The organism is Desulfobacterales bacterium, from assembly GCA_028704555.1.
Taxonomy (GTDB): Bacteria; Desulfobacterota; Desulfobacteria; order Desulfobacterales; family JAQWFD01; genus JAQWFD01.
The window spans coordinates 33,513-45,665 of record JAQWFD010000006.1; the positions used below are offsets into that span (position 1 = coordinate 33,513).

The window sequence follows — 12,153 nt, forward strand, 5'->3', positions numbered from 1 at the left end:
CTCTGTCAAAAAAACAAAAATTTTCCCGTTATAGTTACCGCCCGCTTCGCTCGAGACGCGAAGAACGCAGAGCCTCGAAACGGTGGTTTTTGTCTCTGCGAGCTCTGTGTCTCGAGCGAAGCGAACGGGCGGTAGAAAATTAAAGAGTTTTTTGTAACGGCAATTCCATGGAAATTGGGTTGCGGGCACGGACCGCCTTAGACCGTTACCTGCTATAAATGAAAGGGGCCTGACGTTATGGTTAAGCAGAGATTTGAAACGCTTTTTGGCAAGGAACTGGATTGGTATTCAATAAGTTAAATGATGGATTTTTTAACCGGCAGGGGGGCTGAAATTTTCCGGTCAGTGTTAAACGAAAAAACGCCGATAAAAAATAATGTCAAGACAGTGACTTGGAGGAGGATCTTTGACAGATTATCGGCGTTTTTCGTTATATCCCATGCCCAACAGCGAGTTTCCCTGATAAGAGACGGGCGCAGGCGTACGCATCTGTTATGGCAGAATATTATGGCTTCGGGTGTTGGCTATCGGATAACGGCCGTTCCGGATTTGCCGGCAACAGCTTCAAGAATGTCGTCCAGTGCTGTAATGACAGCTCGTTTTCCGGTAGCTTCGGCAAAATTGACGGCTGATTCGACTTTGGGTTTCATGGAGCCGGCAGGGAACTGGCCGTCGCTGATATGCTTTCGGGCCTCTGCAACCGTCATTGTTTCGATGAATTTCTGATCGGGTTTTCCGAAGTTGACATAGACGCCTTTTTCATCAGTCGCGACAATAAACAGATCCGCGTCGATTTCAGACGCCAGCAGAGAGCTGGCAAGGTCTTTATCGATAACGGCATCGACACCCTGGAAACTCTTTCCTTCCCGGATAACCGGAATGCCGCCGCCGCCACAGCAGATGACGATAAAGTTCATGTCGATCAGTGTTTTCACTTCCCGGTGGTTGATGATGTCAACCGGTTTTGGTGATGCCACGACCCGGCGGTACCCGTGAATGGTTTCGACCATCCGGTAGGGGAGTTTTTCGGCCTGCTCTTTGGTGTAGAACGGCCCGACCGGTTTGGTGGGATTTTGAAACAGCGGATCGTTCTGGTCAACGACCGTATAGGTGATCAGCGTGGCAAACGGCTGACTGTTTTCAATGCCGATGTTCATCAGTGCCGTATCCAGGGTGGATTCGATCAGGTAGCCGATCTGACCCTGGCTTTCGGCCCCGACGACATCCAGTGGCATTTTAGGTACGGCATCACAGCTTTCCTGCTGAAGCAGCAGATTCCCAACCTGCGGCCCGTTTCCATGGGTGATGACAATGCGATATTCTCTGGAAAGCTTTGCAATGATATCCAAGGGTTTTTTGAGGTTCCGGATCTGCTCTTCTGCAGTTCCCTTCTGCCCTTTTTGTATGAGGGCATTCCCGCCCAGTGCAATCAGGATCGTTTCTTTTTTATTTTTCATCTTGGTTTACTCCATCCGAGGATTGACATGTTTAATTTTGTGTTTAGCCGAATTTATGTCAGATGACGTATATCATCCGATAAACTTAAGAATAACGGGTTTAAAGAGCAGGCGCTTAAACCGGATGTGCGGGCCCTCAGGCCTTCTTTCGGATAAATGTTTTGTAAAGGCAGTTAATCATATGAAATGTATCATGATTTTTTACGGGTGTGTTGCCAGGAAACTACAGCTAAAGCATCAGTTAAATACTGATACTGATGCTTTAACACCGCAATGAAAAATGGAAAGAGGGGCTTGATCATAACTGCGGCCGCAATGTCGCGGCCTCCGTTCCGCCCATTGCCGGCATCTTTTCCCGGGATTGCGCCATATCGTGTGCCGGGATTAATAAAGGAAAAAAGTGAATAGGCCGTAAAATGCGTTGACCCGCCGGAAAAAACGGCAAGCAATGCCTGCTTATCGGGTTAGACCGGCCCTTGCGGCCGGTGCGATCCGGGTGGTTACCAATAGGAATATACTGATAATAACTACCTGTATTATGGGTAACATCGTCAAATAAAATTGTGATACTCACAACATAATGGATCGAATGGTCATGTGTTGTAAATTAAGATTAGCATACCATAGGTACCCCCCGATACAATATTTTAATAAACATGACAGGAGGAAAATTAAAATGGCGAAAAAAATGTAATCATTATCGGTGCAGCTGGAAGAGATTTCCACAATTTCAACACCTGTTATCGTGGCAATGCAGCATATAATGTCGTTGCTTTTACCGCTGCATTATTGACATCAAGAAACCCAATACCCGGGTTTACTGTGACCTGCAGGAAATCGGTAATCCAGCCCTGGCAGAAATCGTAGAAAATTTTGTTAAAAAGCACAAACTGGCCTAATCAGGATTAGTTCTTGACAATAAGGGGAAAACGTTTCAAAGTACAAAACTTTTCCTTTGTTGCCCAAAAAAACCGGGTGTTTTTTTATGTAGAATACAGGGGATTTTTTCGGTTCAGGAGGGAGCAAATGGAACAGAATATCGCATGTAAATTAACGTTGGAAAGGACGCATATGCATTATGTTGACCTTCCTCCGGAATGTCCGCCCCAGGCCGGTCCGGGTACCGTCGGGTTTCCCGAAATCGGGATTTGCAGTGAAATTGATCTGGACCTGACCGTTCGAAAAGCCTGCGTATCCGATGTCCAGGAGGTAATGAAACTGATCAACGGCTTTGCCGTCTCCAAATTGATGCTCCCCCGGGGGCCCCGGACGCTGTATGAAAATATCAGAGATTTTATTGTGGTCTGTAATGAGTCGGACGGGGAAAACGACGGGCAGGATGGCAGCGCATCCGGAAAGAAAGAAACCATTATTGCGTGCGGCGGGCTTCACGTGCTGTGGGGTGATATGGCCGAAATTCGCTCGGTCGCGGTGCATCCTGTTTTTCACCGTCGGGGATTGGGGACGCGACTGGTTCAATATATGGAGAAAGATGCCAGGCGTCTGGGGATAAAAAAATTGTTTACCTTTACCCTTGCAGAAGAATTTTTCAGATCACTGGGCTTTGAAGCCAGGAGTCGGGAACAGCTTCCGCATGTGGTCTGGGCGGAATGCAGCTGTTGCCCGAAATTTTTTAATTGTGACGAAATTGGTATGATTAAAGAATTGTAACGCGGTTGGTTTGAGCCGTGCAGCCGTATCTTTTTTCGCAATAAAATCCATCGACTGCCCTGAAAAGTTTCTCGCGCAAATCCTTTCTTATTGACGCCCTGCAAATCTGAAGATAATATTCCAATAATATCATATTGATCGGATAGCCTGATGGACCGCCAAATGGGGACCGATCGTTAATCGTTTGAATTTTATAGGTATTGGTTAGTTCAGAATGCTAAAAAAAACATTTTAAGTGAACAGGTGATTCTTATGAACTATTTTGTGGAGCCGACGGCCCAGGAATATGAGGGCTGGGAAGAATTTTACAGCAAACCGATAACGGAAAAATTATCCGTTTTGATGCGGGATGACCGTATTTTTGATGTTATTTTTGCCCAGCAGTTTGATCGTGAATTTTTAAACCTGATGTGTCAACTTGCCGACAAAATCAGGATCATGGCAAAGACCAAAACCGGGTTGATAAAATTGAAAGGGCTTCTTGCGCACAAGCGTGCCATGCTTTATTTTGTTCAGCCGTCCACCCGTACATTTTTATCCTTTTTAAATGCCTGTCAGATTCTCGGCGTGGATATATCGGAAATCCGTGCGACATCTACCAGCTCAGAGGTCAAGGGTGAATCTCAGGAGGATACGATCCGGACATTTTCAAGCTATGCGGATATGATTATCGTCCGGCATCCGGAGGCCGGTTTTGCAGAAAAAATGTCCTGGCTTCTGAATCAGACAGATCGGCCTGTGCCTGTCATCAATGGGGGGTCCGGTCCGGATCAGCATCCGACCCAGGCATTGCTGGACATTTATACGCTCGAAAGATCATTCGTGAATATCGGCGGTCTGGATGGCAAAAAGATTGCTTTTGTCGGCGATTTGAAACGGGGACGGACCGTTCGTTCACTCAGCTATCTGATGAAAAATTATAAAGATGTCTCCCTGTATTTCGTGTCGCCGGAAGTATTCCGGATACGAGATGATATCAAGGAGTTTCTCGACAAGCACGGCATTCCGTTTCACGAGACGGAAGATTTTGAAAGTGTGATGCCTCTGGTGGACGCGATTTACATGACCCGGATTCAAAGCGAATATCCGGGTGGGCCCGAATCTGAGGCGGGTACCTATCCGAAATTCCATTTCAAAAAAGAGCATCTGCCCATCATCCAGCCCCATTGTGCCATTATGCATCCCCTTCCGAGACGATATGAGATCGAAGTTGCTGTCGACAAGGATCCCAGGGCGACATACTGGCGGCAGGAACGAAACGGCATGTGGTTGAGGGCGGCCCTCATTGCTTACGTATTCAAAGTTGAAAACGAGATTATGAAAGAATTTTCCTGATAGCGTCCGTGTGAGGATACCTTCCGGTTTATGAGTCAAGGGCCTCAACAAGAATAAATTGTGCATAGCAATTTATTCTTGTTGAGGCCCTTATCATTGGGGCGTACGCCGGCAACGGCCGGGACTTTGAAACTACACGTAAGAGAATATGGCCGCAGTTATGATCGAGCCCGCCCACAAGACCGTTTGTATCGAAGCCAGCGAAACCAATGTGATGGAGCAGATGGACAAACTCGGAATGGAAGTTATTCCGGTACCGTTCCGTGACGCATATCCGTTCGGCGGTGGTCTGCACTGTGCAACTGCAGACGTTTACCGTGAAGGTGTCTGCGAAGACTACTTCCCGAAACAGGTAGCGTGGGATGGCGTTTATCCCAAAGGTTACCCGGCAAGCCTGTAACAGCGAAGAAGTTTAAACGCTTTTAGGGTTAGCGCGATAATATTACCCCCCATCAGATCCATTACCATTGACAACAATTTGATTTTCGCAGGGGAAATAAGGATGAAACGGCAGGCACTGATGCAATATATGCCTGCCGGCTGGTATCCGGCAGCTGTTGTTCCTGTTGTAAACGGTTTGATATTTCTGATGATGTTATGTTATATTAACCCCCTTTGCCATCCATAAGAAGGTTATTCTATTTTCCGGATGGAGATCCGTTGCTGTAAAAAGCCATTGCCTTTTTATCATTCACGCCAGCGGCTGCGTTCCTGATCATCCGGGTTTGTATATAAGTTTTTTCAACGACAGTTTGTCAGCTGAATGCATGGCGCCGTTGCGGGGGCGCTGCTGAAAAAAATCGTTTTGTAAATAGTAAAAAAATTAATCAAATACAACGGTCTTTCTGTAATGAAAGGAAAATACCATGGCGTTTAATTTGAGAAACAGAAATTTTCTGAAACTTCTGGATTTTACTCCCCGGGAAATAAAATTTCTTCTGGCACTGTCCCTGGATCTGAAAAAAGCCAAATATGCCGGTATCGAACAGCAGCGGCTGAAGGGTAAAAACATCGCGTTGATTTTCGAAAAGGCCTCCACACGGACCCGATGTGCGTTTGAAGTGGCGGCATATGATCAGGGCGCGCATGTGACCTATCTTGGCCCCACAGGCTCCCAGATTGGCAAAAAAGAATCCATGAAAGACACGGCCCGCGTTCTGGGGCATATGTATGACGGAATTGAATATCGTGGATATGGGCAGGAGATCGTCGAAGAGCTTGGAAAATATGCGGGCGTTCCGGTATGGAACGGCCTGACCAATGAATACCATCCGACCCAGGTCCTGGCGGATTTTTTGACCATGATGGAGTACAGCGACAAACCGTTGAGCCAGGTCAAGTTCGCCTACATGGGCGATGCGAGAAACAACATGGGCAACTCCCTGCTGATCGGTGCGGCAAAAATGGGTATGGATTTTCGCTCAGTTGCTCCGAAAGCGGTTCAGACCGGCGGTAACCTGGTCGCCCGGGCGATGGAAATCGCGAAAGAGACCGGTGCCAGAATTACCGTGACCGACGACCTGAAAGCCGGCGTTAAAGACTGTGATTTTCTTTACTCTGACGTATGGGTTTCCATGGGTGAGCCGGATGAAGTCTGGAAAGAACGAATTGATCTGCTTAAAGCCTACCAGGTAAACAAACGGGCAATGGATCTGACCGGTAATCGCGATGTCAAATATATGCATTGCCTGCCGGCGTTCCACAACCGTGCAACCGTTATCGGTGAGGAAATTTATCAGAAGTTCGGCATGGACGGCATGGAAGTGACCGAAGAAGTGTTCGAGTCTCCGGCATCCATCGTTTTTACCGAAGCGGAAAACAGAATTCATACCATCAAAGCAGTCATGGTGGCTACTCTGGGTTGCTGAGCGCAATCGATGCGTCGGGTCAATCAAGTAACAGGTGAAATTTAGAAACCATCCGGGGGGCCATGAATATCGGATTCCTCCCGGATGGTTGTTGTTTTTTAACAGGCATAAAACGGGTTCAAGGAGCTGAAAAAATGTCTGAAAACAGAGCGTGCCGGGGCAGCAGGTTCGGATTTATCATGGCCACGGCCGGGTTTGCCATCGGTCTGGGAAGCGTCTGGCGCTTCCCCTGCATGGTGGGGTGAACGGCGGTGGAGCGTTTCTGTTTGTATATTTGCTCATCTGCTTTGCCATCTGTGTACGTTTAAGACCTTTGCGTCCAATCCGGTTGAAGTCATTTTTTATACCCTTGCGGGCTTGATCATAACTGCGGCCACAATGTCACGGGGTCCGTCCCGCCCGCACTCGGGCAGGCGTTTTTTGCCGTCGGCATTGGCGTTGCGACTGCCTTTATTTACGGAAGTTACCTGAACGATGATACAGATCTCCCGTCGGATTCGGCTATCATCGTTTTTCGGGATCATGTTCTTCTTTCTGCTCGTGCTTGCCGGCCTGACCTCCGGGATCGGATACCTTGAGGCAGTGGCCTCCACGCTGGCGGATCTGTTCCGGATGAGCAGAAAAACGTCGACCGGGTTTTACGCTGACGTTGATCTTCATTCTGGGCGTAGCGTCCATCCTGTCCCAGGAACCCTGGAAGGACGTGATGATTTTTGGCCGGAGCTGTTTTGATCTGGCAGATTATATTTCCGGAAACATCCTGATGCCGTTAGGCGCTTTGATGATTTCCGTGTATACTGCGCATGTATGGAAGTCCAGCCACTTTATGAATGAAAGCAATGTGGGCGCCAGGGGCTTTGTCAGAGTGTCCGGCGCATGGAAACCCCTTGTTGTCATGATCATTCCGGTTGCCGTGGCCGCCATTATGATCAAGGGGGTATAAGTCAACAGCGGGGGGCGGATCCCCCGGTTGAATAGTTGAATACGTGTTGGAATGGTTGCGATGCGATCGCATGCTGTTGTTTTAACCAAGAAGTGAAGTCAGGATTTTTGAAATTTAGGAGACAGTCTGATGGATTATCAATTCGATGGAATTATTTTTGACATCAACGGGGTACTTGAATATCAGGGGAAAGTGTATCCCGGGGCACCGGAACTTCTGGATTATCTCAGGAGTCAATCAATAGAGATCAGAATTTTGACCAACAGTACCTTGAAGAGCAGAAAGTCATGCTGTGAGAAGTTGAATCGGACCGGGTTCACCGTCTATGAGCACGAGGTGATTACGGCCTCTTTTGCTACGGCCAGATATCTGAAAACGCTTGATCCCCGATCCTGCTGGGTCATGCTCAAACGCGAGGGGCTTCAGGAATTCAAGGACTTCAATCAGGATACCGAACATCCTGAATATATCGTTTTGGGAGACTATCGGGAGGATTTTAATTTTGAAAATATGAACCGGGCTGTGGCGCTGCTTCTCGGGGGGACCAAACTCATTGTCATGATCACCGAAAAGGTGGATCGCAGCCTCGGAGGGGTGGAGCTGACGGTCGGTGCCTATGGACGGATGCTCGAGGATGCGGCCGGAATCCGGGCCACCTATATCGGCAAGCCCAACCGGTATGTGTTTGATATGATCCTGGACACCATGACCGTAGATCGAAACCGGGTGGTGATGGTCGGAGATAAGGTGTCCTCCGATATTATCGGTGCGCACAATGCCGGATTAAAATCGGTTCTCGTAAAAACCGGTGAATTCAGGCAGAGCGATCTGGTCAGTGATATCCAGCCGGATTTTGTGTATGATCGTGTCGCTCAGATCCGGGAGTTGTTTTAACCGTCGGTTAAAGACCGCGTCTCAGTCCGGCATGCGCCCTTGTACCTGAATCTGATGCTTTTGTTTGAAATTTAACTGGAAAAACCTTATTCCCCAGAGCCTTTTATTTATAATGGTAAATTTGAACGACATCAGATCAAATTGCAGGCCATCCGAACCGGGACGCGGAGTCCATTGGGCGTGGATTATTCTCTGCGTCTGTTTTTTCAACCTTCTGATCAATTATGCCGCTCGGAATGGATACAGTCTGATATTCCCCGAAATGATCCGCACGCTTGGCTTCGGCCGGACAGATGGCGGTACCATCTACAATGCCTACCTTTTTGTCTACATCCTTTGCAGTCCGGTCGCCGGCTTTTTCGCCGACCGATTCGGAACACGACGGATTATAATCATCTGCCTGGCGGTGCTCGGCATGGGCCTGGCGCTGATGGGTACCGTGCATACGGTAGGTGCTGCCTGCATGTCCTATGCGGTAGCGGGTATCGGGGCCTCGGGGATGTGGACCCCGGTTCTGGCGCTGGTTCAGCGGTGGTTTACCCCGATGCGCCGGGGAATGGCGCTGGGTATCTTATCATCTGGCTTTGGATTGGGATTTGCCCTGATGGGTGCCCTTTTCCCCTGGATTGCCAAATATTGGACCTGGAGAGGGGCATGGTTTCTGCTGGCAGGTGCGGCGATCATCATGCTTCTGGTTAATCTGGTTCTGCTCAGGGAAAATCCGGAAAGTTGCGGGACCGTTCCCTGGGGAGGGGGCGGGCAGCCTGTCGGGAACCTGTCAGAAGGAACCGGTGCTGACAGTGAAAATCTGAAGGCCCATGTGTTTGCCAACAGGATCTTCTGGATTGTCGGAGCCTCTTATTTCGCCATTTCGTATGCGGTTTACGGAATTACGACTTTCATGGTGGATTTTGCCAGGCTTCAGGCCGGACTCTCTTTTGAAAAGGCCAGCTTTCTGGCATCCATCCACGGGGTATGCCAGCTTATCGGCGTTCTGTCCATGATGCCCCTGTCGGATGTTTTTGGACGAAAACGGATGATCACGATATCCAACCTGTGTATCGCACTGGCGCTTGCGGGGATTCTTATCGCAGGAACTTCATGGCAGATTCTGTATGTCCTCATCGGGGTTATCGGGTTATTTTTCGGGGTCACGTTTGTTCTTTACGGTGCCTGTGCCGGTGATTATTTTCCCCGGCGGTATATCGGGACGGTGATCGGTGCATGGACCCCCTTTTATGGCCTTGGCGCCATCTTTGCTCACTGGATTACCGGTATGATCTGCGATTCAACCGGATCATACGCACTGGCGTTTTTCCTGAATATGATCATGGCGGTCGCGGGCCTGCTGTTGATTTGTCTGGTCCCCGCATTGAAAGAGAAAACAGAACCATAAGACGTGAATCCGTATTGGATTCTTAAATCGTCCGGTGTGAACCGGACCCGGTCTGGCGAATTCTGCGTCAGCCGGCCGGCAACAGGAGTGAATTGTATGGACAATAAACCAGGGTATGAAGAACTCGAGAAAAAAATCGCTCTGCTCGAAGCACAGCTGAGTCAGTTCAACATTCAGGCCGTATGGGATACTTATGCCCTGAGTTCGATTCCGACATTGATCAGAAATGTCACAACGGGTTGTATCGTCCACTATAATTCTGCCATGGAGAAACTGACCGGCTACACGCATGAAGAAATGCCGGATATCCGTTCATGGCTCGATAACCTTTATCCGGCCCCCGAAGACTGGAAAGCGGCTGAAGACATGGTGAAAAAAGTCATCCGGGGCGATATCAAGATTCGTGAATATGAATTCAAAATGTCGCAGAAAGGTGGCCGGAATATCTATGCGGAGTTTAGCGTCTACAATATTTATTATAACGGCCGACCCACAGAGCTTCAGGTGGTTAAGGGGATGGATGTTACCGCCAGAAAGCATGCTGAAGAAGCGCTGAAAAAAGCCAATGAGGCCCTCAACCTTCTCAATCAGGAGCTGGATCAGCGTGTCCGGAACAGGACCCGGGATCTGGAGGAAAGCAAAAACAGGCTTAAACTGGCGCTTGAAGGTGCCAACGAAGGTATGTGGGTTATTGACGTGGTGGAAGGCGATATGCGGTTTACCGAATATTCAGCCGCGATGCCGGGGTATGCGCTGGATGAGCTGGGGTGTAGTGAGGAAAAATGGGACAGATTAATGCATCCGGATGATCTGGTTCATGTCCAGCAGGCGTTGCGGGATCATATCGAAGGAAAAACTTCCTGCTACGAAGCTGAATATCGGGTGAAAACCAAGTCCGGTCAATGGAAATGGATTCTCGGGCACGGCAGGGTAACCCGAAGGGATCAAAACGGAATTGCCCTGCAGATCATCGGGACCCATGTGGATATTGATCGCAGAAAAAATGCTGAGCTGGAACTGAGAAAAAGTGAAAAGATGTTCCGTTCCTTGGTTGAGCATGACCCATTCGGGCTGGCGGTTATGAATAAAGATGGCGCCGTGCATTACATCAATCCGAAATTTACCGAAATTTTCTGCTATGATCTGAAGGATATCCGGGATCTGACGTCCTGGTTTGAACATGCCTATCCGGATCATGCGCATCGGCAGAAGGCCATTGATTCATGGAAGGAAAACGCCGCCAGGGCCGAAGAAAATAATGAAGAGACCGCTTCGGTCATTTTTTATGTCAGATGCAAAAACGGCGAGGAAAAAATTATATCGTTCCGGACCGTTTACCTGGCCGAGGGCAATTATCTGGTCACCTATGAAGACATTACCGAGCGCATCAGGGCGAATGAAATCCTGAAAAAACGGGAAAAAGAACTTGAAATCAAGTCTGAAAACCTCGAAGAGGTCAACACGGCGCTCAGGGTCCTGCTGAAACGGAGAAACGAGGACAAATCCGAGATGGAGGAAAAGGTAATGTTCAACATCAGGGACCTGGTGGTTCCTTACCTTGACAAATTGGAACGAACACGGTCTGCGGATCTTCAGAAATCATATATCGGGATTTTACGATCCAATCTCGATGATGTCATATCCCCCTTTGCACGTCGGCTGTCCGCCAGGTTCATGAACTTTACCCCGAGGGAGATTCAGGTGGCCAATCTGATCAAGGAGGACAAGGGAAACAAGGAAATTGCCGAATTGCTGTATGTTTCGGAAAGCTCGGTGGAGTTTCACCGGCACAATATTCGTAAAAAGTTAGGGCTTCTGAATAAAAAAGTTAATCTGCAAACCTATCTTCAGTCTCTCGAGTAGACCCACCAGACACTCCGGACGGGGAATACATCGGTAAATCAATCGAACGTGCCATCGGTTGCAGGCGGGCCGTGGCTCGCCTGCCTTCGGTCATGTTTAATAACGCGCCGTACTTGAATAAAAAATGAAGCGATGTGGAGTAAAGTGATGATAAGCGATGATGAACAGAAGGTATATGATGCGCTCGGGCAGCTCGGTATTGAGTTTGAGCGCCATGAACATCCGCCCGTATATACGGTGGATGAAGCCGCCAGATACTGGAAGGAAATCCCCGGGGTTCACTGCAAGAACCTGTTCATGAAAAATCAGAAGGGGAAAACCCATTACCTGATCGTCATGAAAGATTCCAAAAAGGTGGATTTCAAAGTCATGGCAGGCGGGGTCGGAGAAAAACTCAGTTTTGCCTCCGAACAGCGGCTTGAAAAATATCTGGGATTGAAAACCGGTGCGGTCTCCCCCTTTGGCCTGATCAATGACGCCGGGCACGAGGTAAAAGTGGTGATCGATACGGATCTGAAAGCGGCGAAAAAAATTAATTTTCATCCCAACGTCAATACCGCTACCGTAACAGTCAGTTTAGAAGATTTTGAAAAATTTCTGAGCAGCTGCGGCAACAGCGTCCAGTATGTACGAATATGATTGGGTCGGGATGCCTGTCCTCGCCTGCCGTTCCTCTGCTATCCCCTCGGGGAAAAGTGAACCTCAGAGATCCCGTTTTTTAATTTA

13 protein-coding genes are annotated in these 12,153 nt (G+C 48.6%); 10 read left to right on the forward strand and 3 right to left on the reverse strand.

Translation table 11 applies throughout. From position 1 onward, the window contains the following. Positions 1-524 precede the first annotated feature (524 nt). Positions 525-1,457: a carbamate kinase gene (gene arcC / locus PHQ97_03860; GenBank protein MDD4391870.1), complete on the reverse strand. Its 933-nt coding sequence runs from the start codon at positions 1,455-1,457 to the stop codon at positions 525-527. Positions 1,458-2,483: 1,026 nt separating this feature from the next. Here arcC and PHQ97_03865 point away from each other — a divergent pair. The 5 genes from PHQ97_03865 (at position 2,484) to PHQ97_03885 (ending at position 6,576) form a co-directional block, all read left to right on the forward strand. Further along, positions 2,484-3,128, forward strand: a complete 645-nt coding sequence (locus tag PHQ97_03865) for an N-acetyltransferase (GenBank protein MDD4391871.1) — start codon at positions 2,484-2,486, stop codon at positions 3,126-3,128. Between the two features lie 252 nt (positions 3,129-3,380). Further along, positions 3,381-4,463, forward strand: coding sequence for an aspartate carbamoyltransferase (gene pyrB / locus PHQ97_03870; GenBank protein MDD4391872.1), 1,083 nt, complete (start codon positions 3,381-3,383; stop codon positions 4,461-4,463). 148 nt (positions 4,464-4,611) lie between these two features. Further along, on the forward strand, positions 4,612-4,863 hold the full coding sequence (locus PHQ97_03875; GenBank protein MDD4391873.1) for a hypothetical protein: 252 nt from the start codon (positions 4,612-4,614) through the stop codon (positions 4,861-4,863). A 466-nt stretch (positions 4,864-5,329) separates the two neighbouring features. Beyond that, positions 5,330-6,331: an ornithine carbamoyltransferase gene (gene argF, locus PHQ97_03880; GenBank protein ID MDD4391874.1), complete on the forward strand. Its 1,002-nt coding sequence runs from the start codon at positions 5,330-5,332 to the stop codon at positions 6,329-6,331. 134 nt (positions 6,332-6,465) lie between these two features. Then, positions 6,466-6,576, forward strand: a complete 111-nt coding sequence (locus PHQ97_03885) for a hypothetical protein (protein ID MDD4391875.1) — start codon at positions 6,466-6,468, stop codon at positions 6,574-6,576. 96 nt (positions 6,577-6,672) lie between these two features. Here PHQ97_03885 and PHQ97_03890 read toward each other — a convergent pair whose 3' ends face one another. After that, positions 6,673-6,855, reverse strand: coding sequence for a hypothetical protein (locus tag PHQ97_03890; GenBank protein MDD4391876.1), 183 nt, complete (start codon positions 6,853-6,855; stop codon positions 6,673-6,675). Further along, the gene (locus PHQ97_03895) at positions 6,836-6,991 is read right to left on the reverse strand and encodes a hypothetical protein (GenBank protein ID MDD4391877.1); all 156 of its coding nucleotides are present in this window, start codon (positions 6,989-6,991) and stop codon (positions 6,836-6,838) included. The genes PHQ97_03890 and PHQ97_03895 overlap by 20 nt, the downstream gene beginning before the upstream one ends. 46 nt (positions 6,992-7,037) lie before the next feature. Between PHQ97_03895 and PHQ97_03900 the strand changes: the two genes are divergently transcribed. The 5 genes from PHQ97_03900 to PHQ97_03920 all read left to right on the forward strand — a co-directional run bounded on the left by PHQ97_03900 (position 7,038) and on the right by PHQ97_03920 (position 12,066). Further along, positions 7,038-7,274, forward strand: a complete 237-nt coding sequence (locus PHQ97_03900; GenBank protein MDD4391878.1) for a hypothetical protein — start codon at positions 7,038-7,040, stop codon at positions 7,272-7,274. Positions 7,275-7,403: 129 nt separating this feature from the next. Beyond that, entirely contained in the window at positions 7,404-8,168 is a 765-nt protein-coding gene (locus tag PHQ97_03905) for an HAD-IIA family hydrolase (GenBank protein ID MDD4391879.1), read from the forward strand. 121 nt (positions 8,169-8,289) lie between these two features. After that, entirely contained in the window at positions 8,290-9,564 is a 1,275-nt protein-coding gene (locus PHQ97_03910; protein MDD4391880.1) for an MFS transporter, read from the forward strand. 96 nt (positions 9,565-9,660) lie between these two features. Continuing rightward, a complete protein-coding gene (locus tag PHQ97_03915) occupies positions 9,661-11,427 on the forward strand; it encodes a PAS domain S-box protein (GenBank protein MDD4391881.1) in 1,767 nt (588 codons plus the stop codon). Positions 11,428-11,574: 147 nt separating this feature from the next. Then, positions 11,575-12,066, forward strand: a complete 492-nt coding sequence (locus tag PHQ97_03920; GenBank protein MDD4391882.1) for a prolyl-tRNA synthetase associated domain-containing protein — start codon at positions 11,575-11,577, stop codon at positions 12,064-12,066. The last annotated feature ends 87 nt before the right edge of the window (positions 12,067-12,153 follow it).

Bases quoted from the DNA above. Each gene is read 5' to 3' on its own strand.
- PHQ97_03895 (MDD4391877.1), bottom strand. From the start codon at position 6,991: ATGAAGATCAACGTCAGCGTAAAACCCGGTCGACGTTTTTCTGCTCAT.
- PHQ97_03905 (MDD4391879.1), top strand. From the start codon at position 7,404: ATGGATTATCAATTCGATGGAATTATTTTTGACATCAACGGGGTACTT.
- argF (MDD4391874.1), top strand. From the start codon at position 5,330: ATGGCGTTTAATTTGAGAAACAGAAATTTTCTGAAACTTCTGGATTTT.
- PHQ97_03890 (MDD4391876.1), bottom strand. From the start codon at position 6,855: ATGATCCCGAAAAACGATGATAGCCGAATCCGACGGGAGATCTGTATC.
- pyrB (MDD4391872.1), top strand. From the start codon at position 3,381: ATGAACTATTTTGTGGAGCCGACGGCCCAGGAATATGAGGGCTGGGAA.
- PHQ97_03865 (MDD4391871.1), top strand. From the start codon at position 2,484: ATGGAACAGAATATCGCATGTAAATTAACGTTGGAAAGGACGCATATG.
- PHQ97_03875 (MDD4391873.1), top strand. From the start codon at position 4,612: ATGGCCGCAGTTATGATCGAGCCCGCCCACAAGACCGTTTGTATCGAA.
- PHQ97_03900 (MDD4391878.1), top strand. From the start codon at position 7,038: ATGATTTTTGGCCGGAGCTGTTTTGATCTGGCAGATTATATTTCCGGA.
- PHQ97_03920 (MDD4391882.1), top strand. From the start codon at position 11,575: ATGATAAGCGATGATGAACAGAAGGTATATGATGCGCTCGGGCAGCTC.
- PHQ97_03885 (MDD4391875.1), top strand. From the start codon at position 6,466: ATGTCTGAAAACAGAGCGTGCCGGGGCAGCAGGTTCGGATTTATCATG.
- PHQ97_03915 (MDD4391881.1), top strand. From the start codon at position 9,661: ATGGACAATAAACCAGGGTATGAAGAACTCGAGAAAAAAATCGCTCTG.
- arcC (MDD4391870.1), bottom strand. From the start codon at position 1,457: ATGAAAAATAAAAAAGAAACGATCCTGATTGCACTGGGCGGGAATGCC.